This is a genomic window from Ruegeria sp. O4 (assembly GCF_056535125.1).
In genome coordinates this window covers 109,774-135,962 of the sequence record NZ_JBQERO010000007.1, presented here as the reverse complement: position 1 = coordinate 135,962, position 26,189 = coordinate 109,774, and the positions used below count along the sequence as shown (strand labels likewise).

Here is a 26,189-nt window from a genome sequence, read left to right as displayed (position 1 = left end):
ATTCATCTTATTGATTTTGTATGAGCAAAGACCCAAATTTCTCCCGGCGGAACTTCCTGTCCCAAGGCGCATGTCTGGCGGCGCTCTGCCTGCGACCCAGCTTTGCGGTTGCGGAAATGACACTTGGCCAATCGGCAAGGATATCAACTTTGGCAGATGGGTATCTGTCATTGCCGCCCGAAATGGTCTTTGGGGCAATGCCCGAGGCAGAGCTGACAGAACTTCTGAACCGCTATCAGGCAAATCTGACCAGTTACGAGCCCGAGTGCAACATCGTGCTCTACCGCGATGACCAGAATACCATACTGTTCGACGTCGGGGCCGGGCCAGACTTCATGCAAACCGCTGGCAAACTTCCGGAAACTCTGGACGCCGTCGGGTTGTCTCCGGATGAGGTCACGCAGGTGATCTTCACCCATGCTCATCCGGATCACATCTGGGGTGTGCTGGACGACTTCGGAGATCCCCTCTTTCCCAATGCCAGATATCATCTTGGCCGCAAGGAATGGGACTATTGGTGGAACCCTGCAACCGTTGACACGATAGGAGCCGACCGCACGGCATTCGCGGTGGGCGCAAAGCGGCGCATGGAAGCCATCGAAGACATGGTTGCGTTCTTTGATGACGGGCAGGAAATCCTTCCCGGTATCGCAGCACGCGCTAGTTTCGGGCACACGCCCGGACACATGGCCTTCGAAATTCGCAAAGGCGGTGATGCGGTGATGGTCGTGGGCGATGCGCTCGGCAATCCACACGTCGCGTTCGAGCGTCCAGACTGGCTGAGCGGTACAGATCAGGACCCTGACGGCGCGGCAAGTACCCGGAAATCGCTGCTGGATCAGATTTCTCATGCCCAAATGAAGATTATTGGTTTCCATTTGCCAAATGGCGGAATTGGCCGTGTCGAAAAGGCTGGTTCGACCTATCGATTTATTGGAGAGCCTGCATGATGCGCGCTTTGTTGATTGCCTGTACCCTGGCCACGCAAACCTGGGCCAGTGAGGATATTGCAGACCAGTACCCGCAGAGCGTTCTTTACTCGAAACCTGTCGAATTTATTCCCGGCGTCTTTTCCGCCATCGGTGCAACCGCACCCCCGACTTATGAGAATTCGGGCCACAACAATAACCTCAGCTTTATCGTAACCGGAGAGGGCGTTGTTGTCATCAACGGTGGCGCGGCCTATGTGCTTGCCGAAGCGCTTCATAAGGAGATTCAAGCGCTCACGGATCAGCCCGTGATGCTTGTCTTCAACGAAAACGGTCAGGGGCACGCTATGCTGGGGAACGCCTACTGGTCGGAACTTGGGGTGCCCATCGTCGCTCATTCAGATGCTGCGGCTGAATTCGAAGAATATGGGCCTCAAATCCTTGAAGGGATGCAGGCATATAACAAGGACAAGGCAAAAGGAACGTTTTTGGCCGGTCCGACAGAAACGTTTGACGATGAATACGTTGTCGAACTCGGCGATTTTCGCATCGAGGCCAAACATCTTGGACCTGCGCACAGCCCCGGCGACATTTCGATCTGGTTGCCCAATCAAAGCCTTGTCATCGCCGGTGACATGGCATTTCACGAACGTATGCTGCCGATCTTTCAGGACACCTACACCGCAGATTGGCTTGAGACCTGGGACAACGAATTCGAGGCACTGGAAGCCAGATATGTGATCCCCGGGCACGGTCATCCTACGAACATGGATCAGGTGCGCCGGTTTACACGCGACTATCTGATCTACCTGCGCGCAAAGATCCAGGAACATATGGATGCTGGCGGGGATCTGGCCGAGGCCTATTACGTCGACCAAAGCCCTTATGCCCATTTGGACACGTTCGAAGAACTGGCCACGAAAAACGCGGGTCGGGTCTACGAACAGATGGAATTCGAATAAGTCAGGACCGCCGAAGAACGGGCATTCGCATCATCATCCGATGGGTGGCGACGGCCCCGACCCACATCGAGAAGACGGCAAGCCACGCAGTCAGCGACAAGGCCGATCCCCCGGACAATCCGGCACCAACGGCGCAGCCACCTGCCAACATTGCACCAAAGCCCATCAAGACGGCCCCGACAAGGTAACGCTCCATCGGAGTATCCGGGCCGAACTGTTCGATCTTCCACTCGCCGGACAGAACGGCAGAAACAGCGGCGCCAATTGCAACGCCCGGAACCAGACCAATGCCAAAGGACAGCGCAATGTTCCGTTCGGCCACCAGCGCCATCAATGTATCCGTTGCCGGGCCGGTGAACGTGACCGAAGACACCGGCACGACTTCGAAGGAGGCTTGTGCAATCGCAAATGTCATCAACCAGCCAAGCGCCACGGCGACACCAACTCCGGCGGCCGTGACAATCTTTGTCACTGTCACCTGCTGGCGCACTGCAAACACGACGGCCAGAACAAAGGTCCCTGCGGCAAAGACTGTGTACGCGATGGGCGAAAACCCAAGTAGTGCCGAAAGGTCGCGCGCATTGCCACCTGCGATCGTCCAAATACCGGACAGCGCCTCGCGCGCGGGGCTGAGCACACCCGTGTAAGCCGCTTGCGCGACCAACGTCAGAACCAACCCTGTCACCATTGCCCGCAGGTTGCCGCATGAGGCCAGCACCAACAGGCGCGACGCGCATCCGCGCGCCAAAATCATTCCGGCGCCAAACATCAGACCGCCGATCACCGCCCCACTCAGGCTGCCTGTTGACGCAATTGAACGCGCCCCGGACAAATCCAGCCATTCAATCGAGACGAACCCCTGTACCAGCATCAACGCCGACGTGAATGCGATCAGCCAGACGGCCAGACGGGGCCCAAGTTCGCCCTCGGCGACTTCAACAGTAGATGCCCGCAAACAGAAATGAGATTTCTGAGCGGTAACTCCGAACAGGATGCCAACAAGCAAACCGGCGACAGCCAATGTGCCCGAATCTCCCAGCAGATCGATGAGGCGTTCCATAGACAAAAACTCTCACCTCTTTACGTGTCCGTCTTTGCCTTCCGTCAAGTTCTCACTGTGCGGCCATCGGTTTGCGCGCAAGCTGGCACTGTGTCCACAACGCACCCAATGCCTCGACCAACAGGGTTACATCTTCTGACGAATGTACAGGTGAAGGCGTAATCCGTAGACGTTCGGTGCCTTTTGGGACAGTGGGATAGTTTATCGGCTGGATATAAATCCCGTAGTCGCGCATCAAGACATCTGAGATAAAGCGGCACTTAACCGGATCGCCGACCATGACCGGGATTATGTGGCTTGGGTTGGGCGTGTGCGGTATGCCCAAAGCGTCCAGCCTGCCTCGAACCTCGCATACGCGTTGTTGATGCAGACACCTCTCCTCATTGCTTTGTTTGAGGTGCCGTACGGACGCTGCGGCACCAGCGGCGACGGCCGGGGGCAATGCGGTGGTAAAGATAAATCCGCTGGCAAAAGAACGGACAAAGTCGACAAGTTCCTTTGACGCCGCGATGTATCCACCAACCACGCCGAACGCTTTGCCCAACGTGCCTTCGATGACCGTCAGGCGATCCATCAACCCTTCGCGTTCGGCGATGCCACCACCACGCGGCCCATACAGCCCTACTGCATGAACCTCGTCCAGATAGGTCATCGCGCCGTACCGATCCGCCAGATCGCAGATTTCGGCAATCGGTGCGATATCGCCATCCATCGAGTACACACTTTCAAACGCGATCAGTTTTGGCGAGTTGGACGGCAGGTTCATGAGATGTCGTTCAAGGTCCTTCAAATCGTTATGCTTCCAGACCCGCTTTGCGCAACGACTGTGGCGGATACCCTCGATCATCGACGCGTGGTTCAATTCGTCGGACAGAACCGTGATACTGGGAATTCGAGAGGCCAGAGTTCCCAAAGCAGCCCAATTTGAAACATACCCGGACGTGAATAGCAGCGCTGCTTCCTTGCCATGCAGATCTGCAAGCTCGCGCTCAAGCAGAACATGCTCATGCGCGGTCCCCGAAATATTCCGGGTCCCGCCAGCCCCTGCGCCACAGCCATCAATCGCCCGGTGCATGGCCGCCAGGACCTTTGGATGCTGACCCATTCCCAGATAATCGTTCGGGCACCAGACCGTAACTTTCTCAGGTCCGTTTTCTGCATGATTGTGTGCAGTTGGAAAGGCGCCGCAATGGCGCTCAAGCTCAGCGAAGACCCGGTAGTTTCCTTCGTTCTGCAATTGCTTCAGCTGGTCACGAAAATACTGTTGGTAGTTCATTTCAGTTTCCAACGGCTTCTTCTACAATACCGGCCAACAGGGCTTCGACTTTCTCCATCGGTCCGTCAGGATAGCTTCGGTAACCCACTTTGACACCGCCTTCGTCCTCGGCCACGAAGATCCCGTAGGGGCAATAGCCGATATTCATCGGGTCGGCCTCCATCATCTCGCGCGAGAGCTTTGCAGAACAGAAGATAAATATTTCAGCGGCTGTGAAAATCTGCTTGTCGCTGCCGACATCCGCCCCTGTCCGGTTCAGCATGTCACCAACATGGCTCACATAATCGATAACCAGCCCCTGCCCAACAATTGCTGATTCAACGGCAAAGGTTGCATCATCAAAGCTCCCGTCAAAGGGAACGGCAATGACCTCCTCAGCAATAACCGGGTTTGCCAATACAACTGAAAGTGCGGCTGATGCGATAAAGTGTTTCATGATGATGTTCCTCCTCCTGAACCACATTTCTTCAGATTTCACCGCCAAGACTTTGACACCGGTCAAAGCCTTGGCGTTTCTTAGCCGAACATGTCCGATGTGATACCAGCATACCAACCCAGCGACTCTTGGTAGGTTGCTTTTCTCAGGTCGGAATCTTCGCCGGTTTGGCTGATAAAGCCATCCACCTTGGCAATCTTTTCAGGCGTCGCCTCATAAGTCGCACCGACCTTGACCCCGTCATCCGTATCAATGAGCGACCAGCACGTGTTCGAGAACTTGGCCGGGAAGATCTTTGATCCGGTCAATGCGCCACGAACCGCATTGGCACAGACTTTCGCCTGGCTGTTGGCCGAAAAACCGGATTTCGGCATGTCACCTTGCTGGCTGGCATCACCAAGAACATAGATGTCAGGATCAGCTTTCGATGACATGTCCGCCGCGTTCACCGGTGCCCAGTTGCCATCGGTTACACCGGCCATTTCCGCAATACGCCCGGCTTTCATGGCCGGGATCACGTTGCAGACGTCGACCTTGGTTTCTTCACCGTCGATGGTCACCGTCATGGCATCCGGATTGACCGAGACATTGCCGCCGCCAAAATCCTCTCCGATCCAGTCGATCATGCCTTCGTAGTGGTCGGCCCACCCCTCCTGGAACAAAGACATCTTGGAGAATTTGGCTTTCGGATCAGCAATGATGATTTTCGCTGTCGGATTGTTCGCCTTCAGAACATGCGCAACCATCGAAACCCGCTCATAAGGTCCGGGCGGGCAACGGAACGGGTTCGGTGGTGCGACCATCGCAAAGGTTCCGCCTTCGGGCATCGCCAGAACCTGCGCCTTCAACAGCTCGGTTTGAGAGCCCGCCTTATACGCATGCGGCATCTTGTTCTGTGCAGTTACATCCCACCCCTCGACCGCGCCGTCGACAAAGTCGATACCCGGGCTCAGGATCAATTTGTCATAAGGAATAGATCCGCCACCCGCCAATGAGACAGTTTTGGCGTCGCGGTCGACACCCACGGCCCAATCGTGAACCACGTTGATACCGTATTTTGCGGCAAGCGTGCCATAGCTGTGCGCAATGTCCGAAAGCTCTTGAAACCCGCCCAGATACAGGTTCGAGAAAAAACAGGTGTAATATGTTTTGGACGGCTCGATCAGAATGACATCAATCTCACCCTTGCTGTCTTTGGCGATATAGCGCGCCGCGGTTGCGCCGCCTGCCCCGCCCCCGATCACCACGACACGGGGCTTGCCCTGCGCCAGCACCATCGGGGCCGACAGCCCGGCAGCAAGTACCCCTGCGGTTCCCAGAAATGTCCGTCTGTCGAGTGTCATCGCGTTTCCTCCCCTTAGGCATTGTCACTGTGGGTTGTTGAAGTAAGCGGCCAATGCCGCGATCTCATCACTGCTCAGGCGGCCCGCGATCATCTGCATAACGGGATGGGGCCGCTGCTTGTCCTTGTAGGCGTGCATGGCGACAACAAAATCCTGGTCGGGCCAGTAAACGATCGAAGGAATCCCATCATCGCCACCCTCTATCTGGTGGCACGTCGTGCATTCGCTGCTCAGGTATTCGCCATATTCGGGATCGCCCTGAATCGCGAGGATTTCGGGGTTGACGGAATGGTCCGTTCCCTTTGCCGTTGGGTCGGCTTCGGGGATGTCTTGCGGGTTGTCGGAAAACACACGCAAATAGGCAATTACATTGGCCCGGTCTTCCGGGTTCTCGAGCCCGCGAAAGCTCATTCTGGTGCCGGATGCGAATGCGCGGGGGTTTTCAATGTAAGCCGACAATGTGTCGGCATGCCATTCCAGACCCGAGGTACCCGCACGGATCAGGCTTTTGGAATAGGTGAACTCCTCAAGCCCGGCAGCCCGGCGGCCAAAAATACCATTCAGGTGCGGACCGATCCTGTTTTCAGCGCCCGCGCCGACCTGATGACATCCTTCGCATTGGGCAAACACAAGTTTGCCAGCTGCTGCATCGCCAAGGTCCTCAGTCGCGGCGGCAGCGGTTGCCAGGATACTCGCAGCAAACATGACACCTGTTGCCCACCGCCGCCACATGATCAGCTTCCGAACGACTTAAGGTAAACAATGACAGCGTCGATATCATCCTGTTTCTTGAGGCCGGCAAAGGACATACGTGTCCCCTTCATATAGGCTTTGGGTTTGGTCAGAAATGCAGCCATTTCTTCATCTGTCCAAACCAACCCATCCTCGGCAGCAGCTTTCATCGCCTGAGAGTACTTAAAGCCTTCGGCACCAGCCGCATTGGCACCGGCGACACCGTTCAGTGCCGGACCGGTGCGATGCTTGGCCCCGTCCCCGACCTGATGGCAGGACTTGCACTTCTTGAAAACTTTTTCGCCATTTTCGATCATCTCAGGATCAAGTGCCGCTATGTCCTCAGCAGGTTCATCGACTTCGACGGATGCTTCTTCGGAAACAGCCGCCTGGTCCGGACTGTCAGCCCCGGCTTCGTCAGGCGTTACATCCAGAACGGCGGCGCGCTTGGTGATTTCCACGCCTTCTTTGCAATCCGTCATGCATGGCTCATCCGTCCAGAAATGCGCCTCGGCCGCTTCGCGGTCATCCACGATGAAACCCCCGGCATTCGGCATTTCCACTTCAAGGAAATTTTCGTGCGACAGCGTGAACTCATCATCAACGATGTCGTTGGAATACAGTATATAAGCGACAATCGCGTAAACTTCGTCAGGCTCCAGCGTTTGTGCGTCTCCAAACGGCATCGAACGGTTCACATAATCCCATACCGTCGAAAGGTGCGGCCAGTAAGAGCCCACTGTTTTCAGCGGGTCTTTATCTGCAAGCGTGCCCTCGCCGCCCGCCAGTTTCGGCCAGTTGTCCACACCTTCAGCAAAATCGCCATGACAGATCGCGCACCGTTCGGCAAAGACCTCTTCGCCGGTGAACACGTCGCCAGAACCTTCGGGCAATCCGGTTCCGTCAGGTGCAATGTCGTGGTCCCACGCCGCGATTTCTTCGGGCAACGCAGGGCGCCCAAGTCCTAGCTTGTCTGCATGGGCTGGAACCGCCACGCTCAACCCAAGGGCCGAGGCGGCCAATAGCTTACGATACTTCGACATTTTCCGCCTCTCCGTTTTCCTTGATCCACCAGGTCTGGATACAATTGTTGTGGTAGATCGAGTTCTCGCCCCGCACGTCCCGCAGTTGAGCTTTGCTGGGTTGGACGTAACCGGTCGAATCCTTCGCGCGGGCCTGTAACAGCATCTCTGAACCGTCCCAGTTATAGTCCAGATAAAACCGGGTCAGCGCCTTGTCTGTCCCGGGGGCCGCCAGACGTGCCGGAACCCAGTTCTTGCCACCATCCACCGACACGTCGACGCCGGTAATCGAGCCCCGCCCGGACCAGGCCAACCCGGTGATCACCAACGGCCCCGGCCCATGCGTGATCGGCGCTTGCGGGCTGGGCGATGTGACGACCGATTTGGCGTCCATGACCCATGTCCACTTGCGTGATGTTCCGTCTTCGAGAGTATCCGTATACTTGGATGTCTCTTCGCGGCTTTCGATAGCCATCTCGGTGACCTCGACCCGGCGCAACCACTTGACCCACATGTTGCCTTCCCAGCCGGGAACGACAAGACGAACGGGATATCCGTGCTCCTTGCGCAAAGCCTCACCATTGGCCTTGAACGCAACAAGTACGTCATCCATTGCCTTTTCCAGTGGGATCGAGCGACCATTCGAGGAAGCATCGGCGCCTTCTACGTAAACCCATTTGCCTTCGGGCTTTACCCCGGCCTCTTCCAGCAGAGTGCGCAGCGGAACACCGGAATATTCCATGTTGTGGATCATTCCGTGCGTGAACTGCGCGCCGTTGAGCTGCGCACCGGCCCATTCCATACCCGTATTGGCAGCGCATTCGCAGAAATAGATACGGTTCTCGCGCGGGAAACGTTCCAGATCTTCATATGTGAAAATCAGCGGAGTTTCGACCAGACCGTTGATCATCAGACGGTAGTCCGCCTTGCTCAGTTCGATCGCACCCGAATGGTGCCGCTCGAATGCGCATCCCTGCGGGGTGATCGTGCCGTCCAGCGCGTGGATCGGCGTGAAATTGATCGAACTGATTGTGTCTGCGGTCAACCACTCGACGTTGCGCCGTACGACATCACTCTCGAATTGGATTGGCAGGCCGTAGGGGGTTGCATCTACACCTTCGCCCGTTGCCTGTGCCCATTCCTGAACCTGAGTGATCAGCGGGTCAGGGCCTGCGGCGCGCGCCGCTGAGGCACCGACCGCACCTACGCCAACCGCGGCAGCACCGCTTAGAAACTGGCGACGCGATGGGGCTTTTGCCCTTGGATTCTCGCTCATTTTGTTTGCCTCCGTCATTCGATCAGCAAATCTTGTATTCAATGTTTGACATTCGGTTCGCGCTGTCAGGCTCCGATCACCTCGACCGATGTATTCGGCTCGACGGTGACGGTGCCCTGATTACGAATGTGGTTTTCGACGACATCCCAGATGGGCGGGCCTTCGGTGCCCTCGTTGACGCTGGCCCAACCGGCCACAACATAGGATTTCTCCGGATCAATCGCCTCACCCGTCTTGAGCAGGGTCATGTCGCTGATCCGCTGCCCTTGCGGTTTGGTAACATCGATACGGTACCCAAGGCCGCCGACACGCACCATGTCGCCACCCTGCTGGTAATAGGGATCGGGGTTGAACAGGTTGTCGCCAACATCCTCGAGGATCACGTGAATGAATTCACCCGTCATTTCCGTACGATACGCATTCGGATAGGACATCGAAGTGACGTTCCAGATATCCTCACGCGTGATCTCCTGACCGGGCAGGATCGACGGACCCCAGCGCACACCCGGCGACATGGCAATGTCTGCCTCGCGCTCGCTGATCAGTGCATCGCAGATCAGATCGTCCCACGTGCCATTGAAGTTTCCGCGCCGATAAAGCAGCGAGTCCGTCTTGCCGATCACTTCGCTTAGTGCCGCATCATATGGTGCACGCTGTTCGTTGATCAGGGCCGTGAGTGCCGGATCAGGTGCGATGACGTCTGAAAAGATCGGGATCAGCTTGTGCTTCAGCCCCATCATCTGGCCATCCCGCACGTCCAGATCAACGCGGCTGACGAATTTGCCGTTCGAGCCGGACGCGATAATATGCGTCTTTTCGACCAGAACCGGTTCAGGCAAAGCGTCATGGGTGTGACCGCTCAGGATTACGTCAATCCCTTGAACACGGCTCGCCATTTTTTTGTCCACGTCAAAGCCGTTATGGCTGAGGACGACGACCACATCGGCACCTGCGTCGCGCACCTCGTCCACCATGGCCTGCATGTTCTCATCCCGGATCCCGAACGAGTACTCCGGGAACATCCAACTGGGGTTGGCAATTGGCATATAGGGGAAAGCCTGTCCGATGACGGCAACCTTGGCCCCGCCGCGTTCGAAGAACTTGTAGGGCTTGAAAAGCTCCGCAGGTTCATCCCATTCCGCGTCAAAGATATTCTGACCCAGCGCCGCAAAAGGCAAACCCTCAACGATCTCGTTGACCCGCTCGCTGCCCAACGTGAACTCCCAATGGAATGTCATCGCATCGGGCTTGAGTGCATTCATCACGTTGACCATGTCCTGACCCGCTGTCTGATAGCAGGTATACGAGCCATGCCAGGTGTCGCCCCCATCCAGCAACAACGCATCTGGCCGGTCGGCACGGATGGCGTTGATAACGGTCGAGACCCGGTCAAGCCCTCCGACGCGGCCATAGGTCTTCGCCAATGCAGCAAAGTCATTGTAAGTCAGCGCATAGGCGGACGGGCTGCCATCTTCGATCCCGTAAGCCTTGCGAAATGCGGCCCCCGTCACATGCGGCATTTGCCCGCGCGCGTCTCCGATGCCCAGGTTGACCTCGGGCTCGCGGAAGTAAATCGGTTTGAGCTGCGCGTGGATATCCGTGATATGAATCAGGCTGATATTTCCGAAGGTCTCAAATTCCAGCAACTGGTCCTGGGTCAGGCTTTGCTGGGCTGCCAGCCTTGCCCAGTTCCCGAAACCGGATGCCCCGTACAGCGCTGAGGCCGCCATGGAGACCTGTAGAAAATCACGTCGCGATATCATCTGTTGGCTTTCCTATTTCACATATAAATGTGTGAATGTGGCAGAAATGAAAAACCCGCGCCCGGAAATCCCGGCGCGGGTTCTTTGTTACTGACGCACGGCTGGCGTTTCGACCGAAAGGCCGTTGCCGCGCGATGCTACATAAAGCTCCAGCGCTCGGAATTCGTCCGAACCTTCAGCAAAGGTTTCAGCGCGTGTATCACGAATACAGCCGCGGAAGCGGTTGTGACGCGAGATCAGCTTGGCCTGCTTCAGACGATAAGTCGGGAAACCGTTGATCATCCCCTGGCTCAGATGGTCGGCCCGGATCATGTTGCCCCAATTGTCTTCGTGACAGTTGGCGCAGCTCAACTCCAGCTGACCATATCGGGTGTAGTACATTTCCTTGCCTTGCTCCCAATATGGGGCAGCATCGCCGTCAATGGCGACATTCATGGGCAGCCCTCGTGACTGAAAGGCAATCAGCGCGACCATGCCCTGCATATCGGCACCAGACCATTTCCACGCATCTGCTTCCATGCGTTCCGTACGGCACTTGTTGATCAGATCTTCCATCACAACCAGCTTGCCGGTTTCCGCATCGACCTTCGGCATGGACGCTTGCAGCCCTTTGAAGCTTTCCACATCATCGTGGCACGAAGAGCAACTTTTGCCAGCCGCGCCATCGACAGCCTCATAAAGATCAGCGGCCTGGTCGACAAAGATCATAGCCGGGTTGTCGAAATCGTCGATCTGCAACGCCTGCGTTTCATCGGTCCTGAAATGCCACCCCGAGTAGATCGTATCGAAGTTCTCGACATGGGCCGGGGCCTCGGTCACCGAAACCATTTCCAGTTCTTCGTTGATCACCAGCTTGTCTTCGTCAGGTCCAGCTGCCACTGAAACCGGGAAAGCCAGAACTGCCGCGATCGCCGTGAGTGCTTTTTTATTCATTGCGTTCCTCCCTTGGGTGATCAGCGCAGGTTTTTACCACCGGCGCTGATCTGCCGTTACGGTCGAGCCGTCAGGCGATCTCGATCGGTTTTTTTGTGTCGTAAACGGACCCGTCATCGTCATACCAGGTGAAAACGAATTCCCCGGCTTCAGGCACGGTTGCATCGAACTGAAAATACGGGTTTGTCGAAATCGCCGGCTCCATCGTCACGTCTATCACCAGTTCTCCGTTAAATTCGCAGGTGAACCGATTGATGATCGAACGCGGAATGACGTTGCCTTCCTTATCCTTACGCTGGCCACTTTCCATATTGTGGCTGATCAGCGTTTTGATCGTGATTGCTTCGCCAGCAGCGGCTGTTTTTGGAACCTTGACGCGGGGTTTTACACCGGATGCCATTGGTTGTTCTCCTGTTCTTCAGGGCGCGTGGCGATCAGCCGCCGCAGCCGCCAATTGTCACTTTTACGGTTGCCGAAGCTTTGGCAAAGCTACCATCAGCCATTTTGGCCACAGCAATGACATCTTGCGTTCCTGCAAGACGAATGCGGGTCGAAGCCGCCTGCGCAGCAGCCAGCGGGCCAAAGTTGAACGTGGCAACGCCGGGCTCGGGGTTTCCGGCCGCTACGATCAGGATCGCAGCCGCACCCGGCGCGCTGACTTCGATCGGAACGGTGTTTCCGTTCTCGGCAATTTCCGGCGCCGTCAGTGTCACACCGCCGTCGGCCATGTCTGCACCGCCAGTAAACGCGGCTATCGCGTCTTCCGCAGCCGCATTTGCGCGGAACGGCATCAGGGTCAGGACCGCAGCGCCCAGACCAAGAGCCAGAGTCTCGCGACGAGAAAATTCCATTTTCAATCTCCTTTGGATCCTCACGAATTCACGCCTGAAAGCGTGATTATTGTTCTTTAAGGGTTGCGAGGAACGCGACGACGTCCTCGATTTCCTGTGCAGTCAGGATTGACGTCAAAGGCCCTGACGGGGCTTTGCCCGTATAGGCGTCGCCCGGGCGGATATAGCCGTCATCCTTGTAGAAAGCCGGCATGACCGTTCCGTCAAACGTCATCTTGGCATTTGCGACCAGTCCTCGAAGCTCCGCCTCGGACCACCGGTCCCCGGCCCCATCCAGCAGCGGACCGACTTCGCCATGGAACGGAATATCCGCCAAAGCCGTGACCTGATGACAGGCCACACAGTTGCCCTTGGATTTCTCGCCCACGATGACCGCACCGTTTGCCGCATCGCCAGCGACGCCGGTCAATGAAGCCTCCACCGCGCCATAATCGTCGAACTGTACCTCTTTTGGTCCTGTTTCTGCCGCGATGGCGGCACTGCCTGTTATGATACAAGCCAAAGTCAAGTGTCTCAGCTTCATGATCCCTCCCATTTGCTACCGCGCCGATGGCGCTTTGCGACCCAAAGCCTCTGTGTACCGTAGTCGACGGGCAGGGTTCATCGCAACATTAAATTCATCTTAATGAATTTTTTTATTTATATTGCAACACGTCAATCTTGCGAAACATTGTTTCTCTCTTGAATGCGGCGCGCGTGATACCGTTGAAAATCTTCCCCGTTATCAAGCTCGTACCGTTTTTCATTGACCCAGGTAAAAAGATCGAGGGTCGTTCCCTTCGAGAACGCCCCGGGCATGACCGCAACGGCCGCTTCGATTGCTGTGGCATCCTCTGACACGTCCTCCGGTAAGAAAACCAATGTAGGGGTGAACAGAATCCCCCATTTGCGCATCAGTGATCTTTGCTCGGCTTCTTCTCCGTCAAAATCGGTGGCCATCGTACTTCCGTGTAAGTCCAGCTGAACGACAAAGAAGTTTTCTTCGATATACGCAGACAGGTCGGGTTGCGGGAAAACCTCTTCATGCATCTTTTTGCAGTAGATGCAGCCCTGTTGTTCAATGAACAGAACCAGCCGCTTGCCTTCCCCCCTCGCCTCTTCAAGGTCTTCACGAAGGTCTTTGAACGTGTCTCGCATCCACGGCGTTTTATGCAGGCCGTCATCCCCCAGTTCAGCTGCGGAAACCGCCCCAGCAAACAGCCCTGCAATCAAGAACAATACTATCCGTTTCATGGTGTTCTCCCGAATTAGCCAATGGCCGCCAGCCAAGGCATGTGATCCAGCATCCATTGTGCGATTAGATTTATGGAATTGGTCGCGATCAGGATGCCAAAAAGAATCAGCAAGACACCCATCGCCTTTTCAATCATTCCCAGATGTTTCCGGAAACGTGCCATCCATTGCATGAAGGGCCGAACCAGAAAGGCAGCAAGAACAAACGGCGCTGTCATGCCAACCCCATAGACGAACAAAAGCGTGGCACCGCGCCAGGCGGTCTCGGTTCCGGCCGCTGTGAACAGGATCGCAGCCAAAACCGGTCCGACGCAAGGCGTCCAGCCAAAGGCAAAAGCCAGCCCCAGAACATATGCCCCGATCACGCTTACATTTGTCGTCTCACCGATGTCTGCGCGAAACTGCCGATACAGGAAGCCGATACGGAAAAGACCCAGAAAATGCAGTCCCATCGCGATGATGATGAGCGCAGCGATCCATCGCAGAATGTCGAAATACGCACGAACCAGCTGACCGAAGATCGACGCCGTGGCCCCAAGCGCCATGAAGACCGTGATGATCCCGGCGGCAAAAGCTATCGCTGACAGGGTCGCCCGGCGGCGAACATCCGGGGAGATCGTCGAACCGGACGAAATCTGCTCCATCCCGACGCCCGCCAGATAGCTGAGGTAGAACGGGACAATGGGCAGAATGCAGGGGGACAGGAAAGACAAAAGTCCCGCGATCAGAGCCCCTGCAACCGTGATGTCGAGCATGGTCAAATCCGTCCAGACAGGTTACTATTCACACATTCAAAATAGTAAAGATGTGTCACCCAGGTCAATCGGAGCTTTTGATGCGTCACGTGTTGCAGACATTATTCGTAGTCACACTGCTGGCCTGGCCTGCTGCGTCGCGGGCCGAAATGGTATTGCTGATGGCCGAAGAAGACGGGTGCATGTGGTGCGCCCGCTGGGACGCCGAAATATCCGGGATCTACCCGCTGACAGCCGAAGGTAAAGCTGCCCCATTGCAACGAACGGATATCCACGCAACCACGCCCGAAGGGATTACCCTGGATCGGCCCCTTTTCTATACGCCGACCTTTGTATTGCTGGAGGACGGTCAAGAAATCGGCCGGATCGAAGGTTATCCTGGCGAAGACTTTTTCTGGGGGCTATTGGGTGTTTTGCTACGCGACGCCGGAGTTAAGATCGAGAGCTCTGGTTAAATCCTCGGGATTTACATATACTGTTTTGAATACGTGAAGCCACGAAAGCGAGATGATCGTGTTGGACAAACCGTCGAAACTGCCTGTGTTCACCAAGGACATGTGCAACGAGGACTTGGACAGGATGATGGATAACGCCCAGACGGCGTCCAATTTCCTCAAGGCGATCAGCCATGAGGGGCGGCTGATGATTCTGTGCTATTTGTCATCTGGAGAAAAATCCGTCACGCAGATGGAGGAAATGCTGTCGGCCAGGCAGGCTGCCGTTTCCCAACAATTGTCCCGCTTGCGCTTTGAGGGGCTGGTCAAGACACGGCGCGAAGGCAAAACGATCTATTACAGATTGGCTGACGACCGGTCGACTCAGATCCTGGAAGTCGTCTACAATCTTTTCTGTCGGGACAAGTAGAAGCCCGAAAGAAACACCGCCAGCTTTGGGAGGAGACTGGCCATGTTCGAACTTCTGGGAGACGCAAATACAGTTGCGCTGATCGGTCTGGTCGGCGGCATTGTACTTGGTCTTGCTGCGCGCATCGGGCGGTTCTGCACCTTGGGTGCAATAGAAGATTATCTTTATGCAAATGACGACCGGCGCCTACGTATGTGGGCCGTTGCGATTGGTGTTGCGATTGTCGGCAGCCATTTGGGGATGGCGTTGGGTGGGATTGACCCGCTCGGCACGACCTATATTGCGCAGACATGGAATCCGATCGGATCGGTCATTGGCGGATTGATGTTTGGATATGGCATGGCCATCAGCGGAAACTGCGGCTATGGAGCGCTTGCACGCCTTGGCGGCGGCGATCTTCGGTCATTCGTCATTGTCCTGATCGTGGGCCTTTCCGCATATGTGGTCATGTCCGGTCCTCTGGCCTATGTCAGGATCTGGCTTTTTCCCGAAGCCATAGATCTCGGTAACCCACAAAGCGTCAGCTTCCTAGCCGAACGGCTGACGTCGATACCGGCATGGGTTACAGGAACGCTTGTCGGCTCTGCCATAGTAGTATTTGCCCTGACAAATGATCGATTTCGCAAATCACCTGCGCAGGTTTTATGGGGTGCGGCGGTCGGATTGGCAGTCGTTTCAGGCTGGCTTGGCACCAATTGGGTGGCCACACACGGGTTTGAAGGTGAGACCTTGCAAACACACACGTTTGCCGCGCCTTTGGGTGATACCGTGTTCTATCTCATGACCGCCTCAGGCAACACGCTCTCGTTTGCGGTCGGTTCGGTTTCAGGGGTTTTGATTGGTGCTTTCCTCGGGTCATGGTCAAAAGGTCATTTCCGCTGGGAAGCCTGCGAAGATCCACGTGAGCTTAAGCGGCAGATGCTGGGGGCGGCAATAATGGGGCCCGGAGCAATAATTGCGGTTGGATGCAGTGTCGGACAAGGCATCTCCGCTTTTTCTCTGCTGGCCTATAGCGCGCCCATAACCTTTGCGGCGATCTTTGCCGGAGCGGCCCTTGGCCTGCGACAGCTTGTATCAGGATTGTCTTTCATTCCAGAACGTTAAGCCCCGCTATAAGCTGCGGTTTCTTCGAACAGGCCCTGCGCAGGTTTTCGGGGCATTCATCAAGCCCCGAAAACCTGCAACAGACCTTTCGATCAGCCATTGGCCATGATGGAATCCAGCGTGTCATGTTCCGCTACAAAATGGTCTGGTGCGACTTCTTGCAGCTTTGGAACATAATCACTGTGACCGTTGACCAGCCGACTGGGCAAGAAACGCAACGCGGCTTTGGGATCCAGCGGCGATGGCAGCTCACCCGGCAGTTTGAGGCGCTGCCGCGTCCGCTCTACATCCGGGTCCGGTATCGGCACGGCCGAGATCAGTGATTTGGTATAGGGATGGATCGGTTCCGAGCAGATCACCTCACCATCACCCATTTCCACAATTCGCCCGAGATACAGAACCATGATCCGGTTCGATACCGCGCGCACCACGGACAAGTCATGGCTGATGAAAATCATCGACAGGCCAAATTCCTGCTGAAGTTCCTTTAGCAGCTCGACAATCTGCGCCTGAATGGAAACGTCGAGCGCTGAAACGGCCTCGTCGCAGATAATCAGCCTGGGCTTGTTGATCATCGCCCGCGCAATGCCGACGCGCTGGTTCTGCCCTCCGGACAGCTCGTGCGGGTAACGGTTGATCATGTTGGCCTGCAGACCAACCCGTTCCATCATCGCGGCGACCATCTGCTTGCGTTCCCGGTCCGTCAGATCGGGGCGGTAGGTTTTCAGCGGCTCAGCAATCGACGCTGAAATCGTCATGCGTGGATCAAGACTGGCCAACGGGTCTTGGAACACGATCTGCAGGTCCTTGCGGTACTTGTTCAGCTCGGATCGCTTCAAGCCGACGATCGGATGGCCCAACCAGCTGACCCCCCCCGCGCTGGGTTCGATCAGTTGCAAAACCGCGCGCGCCAGTGTCGATTTTCCGCAACCGGATTCGCCCACGACACCCAGAGTTTCGCCCTTGCGAATATCAAAGCTGACACCATCGACAGCTTTCAGCGGAACCTTGCGCCCGAACAACCCGCCAGAGACATGAATGGGGAAATGAACCTTGACGTCATCGACCTTGAGAAGGGGTTCTTCGGCCTTTTCCAAAGCGCGCGGCGCGTCACCGGCATCAATCCGGGGCATCGCCTCCAGCAGGGCCCGCGTGTATTCGTGTTGCGGATTTCGGAACAGCGCGCGTGTTTCGCCGGCTTCGACGAATTGACCCATGCGCATGACCTGAACCCGGTCGCACATGCGCGCAACAACGCCCATGTCATGCGTGATCAGTGCAATCGCGGTTCCCTCATCCTTCTGCAGATGAACCATCAGATCAAGGATGTCTGCCTGAACAGTGACATCCAGCGCCGTCGTCGGCTCGTCCGCAATAAGCAGTTTGGGACTGCACAGCATCGACATCGCAATCATCACACGCTGTCGCATTCCACCGGATAATTCGTGCGGGAACTGGTCCAGACGGCGGCCCGCTTCGGGAATGCGCACCCTGTCCAACCACTCCAGACAGCGCGCGCGCGCGGCTGACCCCTTCAGGCCCTCGTGGACCTGCAGCACTTCACGCATCTGTTGCCCAATCTTCAGATGCGGCGTTAATGCAGTCAGAGGATCCTGAAAGATCATGCCGACATCGTCGCCGCGGATCTGGTTCAGCTTGTTCACCGGCAGGTTCAAAATCTCCTGACCGTTCAGCTTGGCTGACCCGCTGGCATGTCCGGCGGGGGGCAGCAAACCCATTGCCGCCATGAAGGTCTGGCTTTTGCCAGATCCACTTTCGCCGACAATACCAAGGCATTCGCCCGGATTGATATCAAAACTGATGTCTTTGACCGCCTCAACGACACCATCGGGGGTGTCAAACCGGACGCTCAGGTTCTTTACTGAAAACAGACTCATATCAGCGGTCCTTCGGGTCCAAAGCGTCACGCAAACCATCGCCGATGAAGAACATCGTGATGATAATGGCGACATAGAATGTCAGCGGGAACATCAATTGCCACAGCGTTCCATAGCCCATGGTTCCCGCCCCTTCTGCGATCAGTCTTCCCAGTGACGTGTAGGGTTCGGAAATCCCCAGACCCAGGAATGAGATGAAGCTTTCGGTCAGGATCATCTCGGGAACCAGAAGCGAGGCATAGACGATCACGACACCCAACAGATTGGGCAAAATATGGCGGTACATGATCGTGAATTCACTGACGCCTGCGGCGCGAGCAGCCTCGATGAATTCGCGGTTCTTCAGGGCAAGCGTCTGCCCGCGCACAATGCGTGACATGGTCAGCCATCCAACCGCGCCCAGTGCGATGAAAAGCGTGAAGAAGGATCGCCCGGCAACAACCAGCAGAAGGATGATGATCAGAGTTGTCGGGATAGCCAGAAGGATGTCGACGAAACGCATCATCGCGCCATCCGTCCGCCCGCCAAAGTACCCGGCAGTAATGCCATAACACGTTCCAACGATCAGAGCGGTCGCCGCCCCGATCAACCCAACAAGCAAGGACGTCGTGGTTGCCTGAATGACGCGGCTGTACAAATCGCGCCCAAGATCATCGACACCGAAATAGTGACCCGTTTCCATCGACGGCATTCCCATACCCCGGACATCGCCCATGACATTCCAGTCGATCTCTTCATTGCTCCAGACGGCAAAATACGGGCCTATGATCGTGAACAACACGATAAGCAGCAGAATGAACACACTGGCCATTGCCGCTTTGTTTCGTACAAAGCGCATACGCGCATCCTGCCAGAGAGAACGTCCCTGAACGGCTGTATAATCGGTGATTTCTTCGGCCAGATGCGCGGCTTTTTGTGATTTTCCTAGCATATCCAGCCCCTCAATAGCGGATCTTCGGATCGAACCAGGCATAGGCCAGATCGGTCAGCAGGTTTACCAGAACGGTCAGAACGCCATAGAGGATCGTTACCCCAAGCAGCACGGCATAGTCGCGTGATAAGGCCGAGCCGACATAAGCCTGCCCCAGACCACCGGTCGAGAAATAGATGTCAACAAAGACGGATCCGGTCAGCACATAGACAAACACCGGTCCCAGATAAGATACGACCGGCAGCAAGGTCGGCTTCATCGCATGACGCCAGATCACGGTTCTTGTCGGCAGGCCCTTGGCACGGGCGGTTCTGATGAAGTTCGAATTCAGAACCTCCAGCATTGAAGACCGGGTGATCCGTGCAATCGATCCCATGTAAGATGTCGCAAGGGCGATAACCGGCATGATCAGATAGGGCCACTGACCACCATTCCACCCGCCGCCGGGCAACCATCCCAGCCACAGGGTGAAGGTCAGGATCAGGATCGGACCCATGATAAAGTTGGGCAGCGCCTGCGCTGCAATCCCCAGCCCAACCGCAAAGTAGTCGATCCAGCTGTTGTGCCGGATTGCGGCGGCAATCCCCAGTCCGATGCCCACCACAGTAGCGACCAGAAAGGACAGCGACCCATAGGTCAGCGAGATCGGAAAGCCCTGCGCGATGATGTCGTTCACATCGCGGTCCTTGAACTTGAAAGACGGGCCAAAGTCGAAATGCACAACGATATTGTACAGATAATCCCAGAGTTGCTTCCACAACGGCTGGTCCAGACCGTACCGCGCCTCGATATTGGCCAGAACCTGCGGCGGCAATGTCCGTTCTGAGGTAAAGGGCCCACCGGGCGCATAGTGCATCAAGAAGAAACAGGCGACGATCAGCAGCAGAATCGTCGGTATGGCGGTCAGGACCCGCCGAATGACATAGGCAAGCATTCAATGCCCCCAATAGATGGCGCTGCCCCGAAGAAAACTTCGGGGCAGGTCATGGTCAGAAGATGATTACTCGGCGATTTTGTAGAGGTTCTTGGAGTACCAGTTTTGCTCTACGTTTTTGACTGGCCAGTTTCCGACATCGCTATCCATCATGTAGACACCAGCATAGTGATAGATCGGGATAACGGGGGTTTCCTGAGCGATAATACGCTCGACCTCGGTGTACAGCGGAGCCGGATCGTCCGAAGTTTTGGCTTCGGCCAGCAACTCGTCCACACGGGCATTGTTATACTTGCCGTCGTTGTAGCCCGAATCCGACTGCAACAGGTCAAGGAAGGTCGAGGCTTCGTTATAGTCGCCACACCACGCGCCGCGGGCCAGATCAAAGTTCTGGTTGCCCCGCTCTTCCAGGAAGACTTTCCATTCCATGTTGGCCAGTTCAACATTGGCGCCCAGTTTTTGCTTCCACATCTGGCTCAGCGCGACGGCAACTTTCTTGTGGGCTTCCGAAGTGTTGTAGACCATCGAGAAGGTCAGAGGGTTATCCGCGCCGAAGCCGGCCTCGGCCAGCAGTTCCTTGGCCAGCTCATCGCGCTCGGCCTGGCTCATCGATGCCATTTCAACGACCGGGACAGTAAAACCTGCGGTTGCTTCTGGCACGAATGTATACGCGGGCGGCTCGCCACCGGCCTTGATATTCTTGGTGATGATGTCCCGGTCAACGGCTAGCGACAGGGCCTGACGAACTTTGGGATCCTTGAATTCTTCAGGGCCGCTGTCCGACACGTTAAACGTGTAGTAGTAGTTGCACAGGCGCGGGAAGCTGATAGCCTCGCCCGGATGCTCTTCCTGCAGACGCGGGAATTGACCGGCGGGAACTTCGGTCCGGTCCAGTTCACCGGCCAGATAGCGGGTCAGGGCTACGTTTTCATCATTGATGACCAGTGCCACAACCTTGTCGATGATGGTGTTGTCATTGTCCCAGTACATCTCGTTGCGCTCACGGACGGAACGTTCCTGCGGCAGGTGCTCGGTCAGAACATACGCGCCATTGGACACGATGTTTCCGGGTTTGGTCCATTCATCGCCAAATTCCGCGATCACCTTCTGAGGTGCCGGGAAGGTTGTCGAATGCGTTGTCATCTGCGGGAAATACGGCAGCGGCGCGCTCAGCGTGACTTCCAGGGTCGTGTCATCGATGGCTTTAACGCCCAGATCATCAATCGGTTTTTCGCCTGCGATGATCGCTGATGCGTTTTCGATCGACATCAGTTCCATGAACCACGCGTAAGGAGAGGACAGTGCCGGATCAACCGCGCGTTTCCATGCGAAAACGAAATCTCCGGCGGTTACCGGGTCGCCATTCGACCATTTAGCATCGCCGCGCAGTGTGAAGGTATAGACTTTCTTGCTGTCATCGACGGTGTAACCTGTGGCAACGCCCGGAACCAGATTGCCATCCTCATCCTGGTTCATCAGCCCTTCAAACAAGTCGCGTACAATTTCAGCACCGGAAACGTCTTCGACAACCTGCGGATCAACCGAGCTGTGCTCGTCCAGAATGCGGTAGGTAAAGGTTTGATCGTCCGCCAGCGCTTCGCCGGTTTCAGGATGCGTGCCAGCGGCAAACGCGGCACCTGTGATCATGGTCGACGACAAAAGCCCCGCCACTGAGTTCCGAATGTATCTGTTCATGATTTCTCTCCCATATTTTCGTCGCCGCGCGGCCCCACTTGATCGGGGTCGCACGCAGCAGCCGGATTAGACCGACGCCCGCTGGGACTTCGTCCATTTCGATTTTGGTTTTGCCAATTCGCAAGGAACACTGCGTCGCAGCTTTCTTGGTTTCTGTCGGTAAAGAAGTTGCGAAAGTTGTCTTTCACTGCGTTGAACCGTGACATCTTTTGGCTCTGGGATAAAGCCTTGATGAAATTTTAGGCAACCACAAGCAGAAATATCTCCGACGACCTATCGCTGGCAATTTTCTGAGGATCAGCTCGGTCTTCGTGACATTTTCGTGAAGCCACGCGAAATCCGAACAATCCTTCGTGCCCGAATGGCGACAGCATTCTGGCCTCGGACAAACCAAAAAATACGCGAATCAGTGACGTCATTTCAGCAAGCCTGTGGTCCATTACATGTATCACACGGTTCAGAATACCACGGGTCAGATCACTGAGCTTTGTCAGGCTCTGTTGCACAGAGTCGAGCGCGCCGAGTAGTTCGGGTGATCGCATGGGCCTTTCCGTCGACACGCAGCTTCGGCGATTGCAGTGGCATGACCGGCATGACCCCGAATATCCAGAACCTCTCCTAACGCATTGCAGAACATATCGAAGAACCTTCTAACGGAGACCACCCGGCTATTATCGCACAAGCGGGCCGCTTTGACGGCTGGTCGTTTTATGTTGAAAATGGCGTTCCAGCCTATGCCTACAACTGGTTGGGGATCGAGATACTTACCGTTTCGGCGTCCGAATCTGTGACCGAAGGTACTCATGAAATCGTCCTCGATTTAGATTATGACGGTGGAAGCCCTGACAAAGGTGGGACGGCACCCTCTTTGTTGACGAGATGCAGGTGGCACAGGGCAGGACCGACCAGATGCAGGCCATCATCTTTTCGGCGGACGAAACAGCAGACGTTGGCTTCGACCTTTCCACACCGGTGGCCAAAGCGAACGGCGCCGAAGCAGCTTTGCGTTTTACCTGCAAGGTAATCTCGGTGACGGTGGCGGTTGAGTAAGATCGCTCCGAAAGAGGAGAGGCGTTCAGGCATCTGCCACAACGGGTGCCTGGAACCGTTGATGTAAACACGCTTATCATGACGATTGAAAGGCTTTCGGCACTGCTGAAGCTGGCGACGTGAATTGCTTTTGTGGCTATTCCCGCTGTTGTTTTGGCATTTATTTTTCAGGTAGAGTCGGACCGGCATTGCCATCTACATTTTCAAGTCGCTCGCCTCCTCGCTAACGATTTGTAGGATCCTGTTTCTCTGGATCTTTCCCGAAGGGCCCTTTGGAAGATCAATCAGAATATGAACTTTGTCAGGAGACTTGAAACGGCCTAGCTGGGACTCACAGATCTTTGACAAAGCTTGCGGCGTCAATTCAGAACCTTCTCGAATTTTGACCGCTGCCTCGACGGTTTCACCGTAGCTTTTGCAAGGGCGGGCAAAGGCCGCAGCTTCAACAACGTCGGGGTGTGAATAAAGCGCCTCGTCAATCTCACGAGGGGCTATATTCTCCCCTCCCTTAATGATCAGTTCTTTCAATCGACCGGTCACATAAACATACCCGTCCTGATCCATGCGGGCGAGATCTCCGGTCAGCAACCAGCCATCCGAAGTAAATGTGCCCGCAGTAGCATCCGGGTCATTGAGGTACTCCAGCATCACATTCGGACCGCGTATGACCAACTCACCTTCTGTTCCGGTAGGTACAGGCCGAAGTTCCGCGTCCAGAATTGCAACCTCATTTCCATATGCAATGCCGGGTGAACCAATCTTCCGAACGCCGGGGGGCAGCGGGTTTGACAGAATCTGAGCGGCAGTTTCCGTCAAGCCCATGGTTTCCACGATTGGGATTTCGAAACGATCCTCAAAGCCACGCTGCACGTCCGGCGCCAAGGCTGACGACGCAGAGCGCCCGAAACGCACGCGTTGCCGGGTTTGCGCATCCGGACTAGTCTCAGAGTGCAGCAGATGCGAGATAATGGTCGGAACGACCGAGAACCACGTTGCCTCGGCCTTTCCAAGATTGTCCCAGAATTTGCTGGAAGAAAATCGTTCGCACATGGCCAACGATCCGCCTGAGACCAGTGTTCCCATCACCGTCACGCAGAGCCCGTTAATATGATAGATCGGCAAGACGCAAAACCCGCGATCAGCCTCGGACAATTCATGGGCAATTTTGGTCGTCCAACCCCCTGCCAACAGGCTGGAATGTGTGTGGACCACCCCCTTGGGGCGACCGGTTGTTCCGGATGTATACATCAACAAAGCGTGGCTATGAGGCGAGAGGCTATGCAGGTTGCTGCCGGACTCAACGGCATCTGCCACCTTCAACTGTTTGATTCTCGCAGGATTGGCCGTTCGCCTGAACAGGTCCGTTTGATCGGAATGTACAAATCCATAGCACGCGCCGCTGTGTTCCAGCGCATAGGCAACGGCGCTGTCACCCGCGACAAGATTGATCATCGTGGCCCGAAATCCGCCATAGAGAACGCCAAAAAGGACCTCAAGCGCTTCCCGGCAATTGGGGTAGAGGATGGCGACGCTTTCTCCCTTCGCCACACCCCGTTCGGTCAACATGCTTGCGATGCGGCGAGCTGAGTCACGCAATTCACCCCAATTCAGGTCCCGCGCCCCGTCCGGGAAAACGAACCCGGTTCCCCCGCGGCTTGCCCGACGGTCAAGCCAGTCCCGGACGGTTCCCTTGGGTGGTTCGATCATTGCCCCGCCTCCGACCAATAGCCGCCAAATATCGCTTCCAATTCGGGCTCGCGCGGCGGCGTTTCACGGATGATCTTTGTCGTTTGTACGAAATGCCGCCAATGCAGATTGGTGTCGATGGAATTGCCTCCCCAACTGCCGCAGCCCATTGACAGCGAAAAGGGCATGCAGTTGGTGAAGCTGCCACCAGTGGCAAAGGTATGCGCCTGGTTTACAATGACCCGGCAGGTGGGCAGGTCACGACCCAACCCAACCGCGCGCGCGTCGTCGCTGGTATGGATTCCGACAGAATGCCCCGCGCCCTGGTGTTCCAGAATACGAGCCGCGATTACCTTGGCTTCTTCAAAATTTGCCGCTCGATAAAGCGCCAGAACCCGGCTGAGCTTTTCCCCCGACAAAGGATGATCCGGGCCAATTCCGTCAGTTTCCACGGCTAGGAACTTGGTCCCTTCGGGGACCTTATCCGCCATATCCAGTGCTTCAAGCATCTTGCCAGCGTCCTGCGCGATTACAGATCGGTTGAGATGCCCATCGGGCCACAGCCGTGCGATGATGTTTCCAGCCTCGGAAGATGGTACCAAGGCACCGCCTTCAACGGCGATCGCGGCGACAAAGGCGTCATAGACCGCATCTACAACAACCAGCGCATTTTCAGACGAGCAGGACGTCGCGTTGTCGAAGCATTTCGATGCCGTGATCCTGAAAGCAGCTGCGGCCAGATCTGCGGTTTCGTCCACAATCACCGTCACATTGCCCGCACCAACCGCCACTGCTGGCGTTCCACAGGATTGTGCGCGTTGGACGTTGTTCTGACTGCCGGTACAGATCACGCGATCTACGGCTTCCATCAACCTTTGTGTCTTGGCCTTGGATCCGGGCGCAGGGATCATCTGGACCAGATCGCGATCGAGGCCGAGCTTGTCAAACTCTGAATGGATAAAAGCGATCAGCATCTCGCAGGAAGCGACTCCTTTGGGGGATGGTGCCACCACGATGGAGTTGCCTCCTTTGAGCGCATTGATGATATTGTTCGCCGGCGTCGCAGCGGGGTTGGTCGATGGAACCACAGCACCGATTACACCGATTGGGCGTGCAATCTCGGTCATGCCGGTTGCTGGATTGTCGCTAATGATGCCGTGGGTTTTCACGTCAGCGATATCGCGCAACAAGCCCAGAGTCTTGCGGTGGTTCTTTGTAATCTTGTCCGGAACATTACCCAGACCGGTGGTCGCAACAGCGATTTCGGCCAGTGCCCGATTGCGTGTTGGCTCCATGATTGCCCATCCCGCCGCCAGCGCCGCCTTGTCGTACAGCGCCTGACTGCCGCTTTCTTCAAAGGTCGCTTGGGCCTTGCGCGCATGCGCTACTATGCGATCAACTTCGTCGATCTCGGGGGAAACCCCTTCCTGAGCGTTCATCTCGGTCCTCGATTGTT

Annotated in this window: 27 protein-coding genes; 6 read left to right on the top strand and 21 right to left on the bottom strand. The window is 56.0% G+C overall.

Features of this window, described 5'->3' with window-relative positions:
• The first annotated feature begins 20 nt into the window (after window positions 1-20).
• Both ACR0J7_RS10820 and ACR0J7_RS10815 read left to right on the top strand, forming a co-directional pair.
• Window positions 21-950 carry an MBL fold metallo-hydrolase gene (locus ACR0J7_RS10820; protein WP_480914227.1) on the top strand — a complete coding sequence of 310 codons (930 nt, stop codon included), beginning with the start codon at window positions 21-23 and terminating at the stop codon, window positions 948-950.
• Window positions 947-1,891 carry an MBL fold metallo-hydrolase gene (locus ACR0J7_RS10815; protein ID WP_480899694.1) on the top strand — a complete coding sequence of 315 codons (945 nt, stop codon included), beginning with the start codon at window positions 947-949 and terminating at the stop codon, window positions 1,889-1,891. The genes ACR0J7_RS10820 and ACR0J7_RS10815 overlap by 4 nt, the downstream gene beginning before the upstream one ends.
• 1 nt (window position 1,892) lies before the next feature.
• Here ACR0J7_RS10815 and ACR0J7_RS10810 read toward each other — a convergent pair whose 3' ends face one another.
• From ACR0J7_RS10810 to ACR0J7_RS10745, 14 genes are all read right to left on the bottom strand, one after another.
• Window positions 1,893-2,951 carry a YeeE/YedE family protein gene (locus ACR0J7_RS10810; protein WP_480914224.1) on the bottom strand — a complete coding sequence of 353 codons (1,059 nt, stop codon included), beginning with the start codon at window positions 2,949-2,951 and terminating at the stop codon, window positions 1,893-1,895.
• Window positions 2,952-3,003: 52 nt separating this feature from the next.
• Entirely contained in the window at window positions 3,004-4,227 is a 1,224-nt protein-coding gene (gene hemA, locus ACR0J7_RS10805; RefSeq protein WP_480914221.1) for a 5-aminolevulinate synthase, read from the bottom strand.
• 1 nt (window position 4,228) lies between these two features.
• Window positions 4,229-4,663 (bottom strand): DUF302 domain-containing protein, encoded by a 435-nt coding sequence (locus ACR0J7_RS10800; RefSeq protein WP_480488033.1) that lies wholly within the window; start codon window positions 4,661-4,663, stop codon window positions 4,229-4,231.
• 80 nt (window positions 4,664-4,743) lie between these two features.
• Window positions 4,744-6,006 (bottom strand): FCSD flavin-binding domain-containing protein, encoded by a 1,263-nt coding sequence (locus ACR0J7_RS10795; protein ID WP_480488031.1) that lies wholly within the window; start codon window positions 6,004-6,006, stop codon window positions 4,744-4,746.
• A 24-nt stretch (window positions 6,007-6,030) separates the two neighbouring features.
• On the bottom strand, window positions 6,031-6,711 hold the full coding sequence (locus tag ACR0J7_RS10790) for a c-type cytochrome (protein WP_480483433.1): 681 nt from the start codon (window positions 6,709-6,711) through the stop codon (window positions 6,031-6,033).
• Between the two features lie 29 nt (window positions 6,712-6,740).
• A complete protein-coding gene (locus ACR0J7_RS10785) occupies window positions 6,741-7,781 on the bottom strand; it encodes a c-type cytochrome (RefSeq protein WP_480914218.1) in 1,041 nt (346 codons plus the stop codon).
• Window positions 7,765-9,036, bottom strand: coding sequence for a sulfite dehydrogenase (gene soxC / locus ACR0J7_RS10780; RefSeq protein ID WP_480539217.1), 1,272 nt, complete (start codon window positions 9,034-9,036; stop codon window positions 7,765-7,767). The genes ACR0J7_RS10785 and soxC overlap by 17 nt, the downstream gene beginning before the upstream one ends.
• Before the next feature lie 65 nt (window positions 9,037-9,101).
• Window positions 9,102-10,799: a thiosulfohydrolase SoxB gene (gene soxB / locus ACR0J7_RS10775; protein WP_209597519.1), complete on the bottom strand. Its 1,698-nt coding sequence runs from the start codon at window positions 10,797-10,799 to the stop codon at window positions 9,102-9,104.
• 87 nt (window positions 10,800-10,886) lie between these two features.
• Window positions 10,887-11,732, bottom strand: coding sequence for a sulfur oxidation c-type cytochrome SoxA (gene soxA, locus ACR0J7_RS10770; protein WP_209507504.1), 846 nt, complete (start codon window positions 11,730-11,732; stop codon window positions 10,887-10,889).
• A gap of 70 nt (window positions 11,733-11,802) precedes the next feature.
• Window positions 11,803-12,132: a thiosulfate oxidation carrier complex protein SoxZ gene (gene soxZ, locus ACR0J7_RS10765; RefSeq protein ID WP_209507503.1), complete on the bottom strand. Its 330-nt coding sequence runs from the start codon at window positions 12,130-12,132 to the stop codon at window positions 11,803-11,805.
• A gap of 34 nt (window positions 12,133-12,166) precedes the next feature.
• Entirely contained in the window at window positions 12,167-12,583 is a 417-nt protein-coding gene (gene soxY / locus ACR0J7_RS10760; protein ID WP_209507502.1) for a thiosulfate oxidation carrier protein SoxY, read from the bottom strand.
• A 46-nt stretch (window positions 12,584-12,629) separates the two neighbouring features.
• Window positions 12,630-13,106: a sulfur oxidation c-type cytochrome SoxX gene (soxX, locus tag ACR0J7_RS10755; RefSeq protein WP_267366181.1), complete on the bottom strand. Its 477-nt coding sequence runs from the start codon at window positions 13,104-13,106 to the stop codon at window positions 12,630-12,632.
• A gap of 131 nt (window positions 13,107-13,237) precedes the next feature.
• The gene (locus ACR0J7_RS10750; protein WP_480914214.1) at window positions 13,238-13,816 is read right to left on the bottom strand and encodes a thioredoxin family protein; all 579 of its coding nucleotides are present in this window, start codon (window positions 13,814-13,816) and stop codon (window positions 13,238-13,240) included.
• 14 nt (window positions 13,817-13,830) lie between these two features.
• Window positions 13,831-14,571, bottom strand: a complete 741-nt coding sequence (locus ACR0J7_RS10745; protein ID WP_480914212.1) for a cytochrome c biogenesis CcdA family protein — start codon at window positions 14,569-14,571, stop codon at window positions 13,831-13,833.
• 80 nt (window positions 14,572-14,651) lie between these two features.
• On the opposite strand from ACR0J7_RS10745, the gene ACR0J7_RS10740 reads away from it, so the two are divergent.
• The 3 genes from ACR0J7_RS10740 to ACR0J7_RS10730 are packed head-to-tail and all read left to right on the top strand — an operon-like array spanning window position 14,652 to window position 16,539.
• The gene (locus ACR0J7_RS10740; RefSeq protein ID WP_209507498.1) at window positions 14,652-15,026 is read left to right on the top strand and encodes a thioredoxin domain-containing protein; all 375 of its coding nucleotides are present in this window, start codon (window positions 14,652-14,654) and stop codon (window positions 15,024-15,026) included.
• A gap of 52 nt (window positions 15,027-15,078) precedes the next feature.
• Entirely contained in the window at window positions 15,079-15,435 is a 357-nt protein-coding gene (locus tag ACR0J7_RS10735) for a metalloregulator ArsR/SmtB family transcription factor (RefSeq protein ID WP_480483447.1), read from the top strand.
• Between the two features lie 42 nt (window positions 15,436-15,477).
• Entirely contained in the window at window positions 15,478-16,539 is a 1,062-nt protein-coding gene (locus ACR0J7_RS10730; RefSeq protein ID WP_480914209.1) for a YeeE/YedE family protein, read from the top strand.
• 92 nt (window positions 16,540-16,631) lie between these two features.
• Here the strand turns inward: ACR0J7_RS10730 and ACR0J7_RS10725 are convergent, their stop codons facing one another.
• The 5 genes from ACR0J7_RS10725 to ACR0J7_RS10705 all read right to left on the bottom strand — a co-directional run bounded on the left by ACR0J7_RS10725 (window position 16,632) and on the right by ACR0J7_RS10705 (window position 22,539).
• Window positions 16,632-18,437: an ABC transporter ATP-binding protein gene (locus ACR0J7_RS10725; protein ID WP_480914206.1), complete on the bottom strand. Its 1,806-nt coding sequence runs from the start codon at window positions 18,435-18,437 to the stop codon at window positions 16,632-16,634.
• A 1-nt stretch (window position 18,438) separates the two neighbouring features.
• Window positions 18,439-19,368, bottom strand: a complete 930-nt coding sequence (locus ACR0J7_RS10720) for an ABC transporter permease subunit (RefSeq protein WP_209507494.1) — start codon at window positions 19,366-19,368, stop codon at window positions 18,439-18,441.
• A 10-nt stretch (window positions 19,369-19,378) separates the two neighbouring features.
• Complete coding sequence (gene oppB / locus ACR0J7_RS10715; protein ID WP_209507493.1) at window positions 19,379-20,302, bottom strand: oligopeptide ABC transporter permease OppB; 924 nt, start codon at window positions 20,300-20,302, stop codon at window positions 19,379-19,381.
• A 66-nt stretch (window positions 20,303-20,368) separates the two neighbouring features.
• On the bottom strand, window positions 20,369-21,997 hold the full coding sequence (locus ACR0J7_RS10710) for a peptide ABC transporter substrate-binding protein (RefSeq protein WP_267366177.1): 1,629 nt from the start codon (window positions 21,995-21,997) through the stop codon (window positions 20,369-20,371).
• Window positions 21,998-22,236: 239 nt separating this feature from the next.
• Window positions 22,237-22,539 (bottom strand): hypothetical protein, encoded by a 303-nt coding sequence (locus tag ACR0J7_RS10705; protein ID WP_480483453.1) that lies wholly within the window; start codon window positions 22,537-22,539, stop codon window positions 22,237-22,239.
• A 367-nt stretch (window positions 22,540-22,906) separates the two neighbouring features.
• Here ACR0J7_RS10705 and ACR0J7_RS10700 point away from each other — a divergent pair, with 367 nt between their 5' ends.
• Complete coding sequence (locus tag ACR0J7_RS10700; protein WP_480483455.1) at window positions 22,907-23,047, top strand: hypothetical protein; 141 nt, start codon at window positions 22,907-22,909, stop codon at window positions 23,045-23,047.
• 195 nt (window positions 23,048-23,242) lie between these two features.
• Here ACR0J7_RS10700 and ACR0J7_RS10695 read toward each other — a convergent pair whose 3' ends face one another.
• Window positions 23,243-24,754, bottom strand: coding sequence for a class I adenylate-forming enzyme family protein (locus ACR0J7_RS10695; protein WP_480914203.1), 1,512 nt, complete (start codon window positions 24,752-24,754; stop codon window positions 23,243-23,245).
• Window positions 24,751-26,172: an acylating sulfoacetaldehyde dehydrogenase gene (gene sauS, locus ACR0J7_RS10690; protein ID WP_480914200.1), complete on the bottom strand. Its 1,422-nt coding sequence runs from the start codon at window positions 26,170-26,172 to the stop codon at window positions 24,751-24,753. The genes ACR0J7_RS10695 and sauS overlap by 4 nt, the downstream gene beginning before the upstream one ends.
• Window positions 26,173-26,189: the final 17 nt, after the last annotated feature.

Excerpts from the sequence above, each read along its gene's own strand:
- ACR0J7_RS10785 (WP_480914218.1), bottom strand. The coding sequence starts at position 7,781 with ATGTCGAAGTATCGTAAGCTATTGGCCGCCTCGGCCCTTGGGTTGAGC.
- ACR0J7_RS10750 (WP_480914214.1), bottom strand. The coding sequence starts at position 13,816 with ATGAAACGGATAGTATTGTTCTTGATTGCAGGGCTGTTTGCTGGGGCG.
- ACR0J7_RS10800 (WP_480488033.1), bottom strand. The coding sequence starts at position 4,663 with ATGAAACACTTTATCGCATCAGCCGCACTTTCAGTTGTATTGGCAAAC.
- ACR0J7_RS10710 (WP_267366177.1), bottom strand. The coding sequence starts at position 21,997 with ATGAACAGATACATTCGGAACTCAGTGGCGGGGCTTTTGTCGTCGACC.
- ACR0J7_RS10740 (WP_209507498.1), top strand. The coding sequence starts at position 14,652 with ATGCGTCACGTGTTGCAGACATTATTCGTAGTCACACTGCTGGCCTGG.
- ACR0J7_RS10720 (WP_209507494.1), bottom strand. The coding sequence starts at position 19,368 with ATGCTAGGAAAATCACAAAAAGCCGCGCATCTGGCCGAAGAAATCACC.
- ACR0J7_RS10700 (WP_480483455.1), top strand. The coding sequence starts at position 22,907 with ATGCAGGCCATCATCTTTTCGGCGGACGAAACAGCAGACGTTGGCTTC.
- soxC (WP_480539217.1), bottom strand. The coding sequence starts at position 9,036 with ATGAGCGAGAATCCAAGGGCAAAAGCCCCATCGCGTCGCCAGTTTCTA.
- soxA (WP_209507504.1), bottom strand. The coding sequence starts at position 11,732 with ATGAATAAAAAAGCACTCACGGCGATCGCGGCAGTTCTGGCTTTCCCG.
- soxX (WP_267366181.1), bottom strand. The coding sequence starts at position 13,106 with ATGAAGCTGAGACACTTGACTTTGGCTTGTATCATAACAGGCAGTGCC.
- ACR0J7_RS10695 (WP_480914203.1), bottom strand. The coding sequence starts at position 24,754 with ATGATCGAACCACCCAAGGGAACCGTCCGGGACTGGCTTGACCGTCGG.
- ACR0J7_RS10705 (WP_480483453.1), bottom strand. The coding sequence starts at position 22,539 with ATGCGATCACCCGAACTACTCGGCGCGCTCGACTCTGTGCAACAGAGC.
- ACR0J7_RS10745 (WP_480914212.1), bottom strand. The coding sequence starts at position 14,571 with ATGCTCGACATCACGGTTGCAGGGGCTCTGATCGCGGGACTTTTGTCT.
- oppB (WP_209507493.1), bottom strand. The coding sequence starts at position 20,302 with ATGCTTGCCTATGTCATTCGGCGGGTCCTGACCGCCATACCGACGATT.
- ACR0J7_RS10810 (WP_480914224.1), bottom strand. The coding sequence starts at position 2,951 with ATGGAACGCCTCATCGATCTGCTGGGAGATTCGGGCACATTGGCTGTC.
- ACR0J7_RS10815 (WP_480899694.1), top strand. The coding sequence starts at position 947 with ATGATGCGCGCTTTGTTGATTGCCTGTACCCTGGCCACGCAAACCTGG.
- sauS (WP_480914200.1), bottom strand. The coding sequence starts at position 26,172 with ATGAACGCTCAGGAAGGGGTTTCCCCCGAGATCGACGAAGTTGATCGC.
- ACR0J7_RS10790 (WP_480483433.1), bottom strand. The coding sequence starts at position 6,711 with ATGTTTGCTGCGAGTATCCTGGCAACCGCTGCCGCCGCGACTGAGGAC.
- soxY (WP_209507502.1), bottom strand. The coding sequence starts at position 12,583 with ATGGAATTTTCTCGTCGCGAGACTCTGGCTCTTGGTCTGGGCGCTGCG.
- ACR0J7_RS10795 (WP_480488031.1), bottom strand. The coding sequence starts at position 6,006 with ATGACACTCGACAGACGGACATTTCTGGGAACCGCAGGGGTACTTGCT.
- hemA (WP_480914221.1), bottom strand. The coding sequence starts at position 4,227 with ATGAACTACCAACAGTATTTTCGTGACCAGCTGAAGCAATTGCAGAAC.
- ACR0J7_RS10735 (WP_480483447.1), top strand. The coding sequence starts at position 15,079 with ATGATCGTGTTGGACAAACCGTCGAAACTGCCTGTGTTCACCAAGGAC.
- ACR0J7_RS10820 (WP_480914227.1), top strand. The coding sequence starts at position 21 with ATGAGCAAAGACCCAAATTTCTCCCGGCGGAACTTCCTGTCCCAAGGC.
- ACR0J7_RS10725 (WP_480914206.1), bottom strand. The coding sequence starts at position 18,437 with ATGAGTCTGTTTTCAGTAAAGAACCTGAGCGTCCGGTTTGACACCCCC.
- soxZ (WP_209507503.1), bottom strand. The coding sequence starts at position 12,132 with ATGGCATCCGGTGTAAAACCCCGCGTCAAGGTTCCAAAAACAGCCGCT.
- ACR0J7_RS10730 (WP_480914209.1), top strand. The coding sequence starts at position 15,478 with ATGTTCGAACTTCTGGGAGACGCAAATACAGTTGCGCTGATCGGTCTG.
- soxB (WP_209597519.1), bottom strand. The coding sequence starts at position 10,799 with ATGATATCGCGACGTGATTTTCTACAGGTCTCCATGGCGGCCTCAGCG.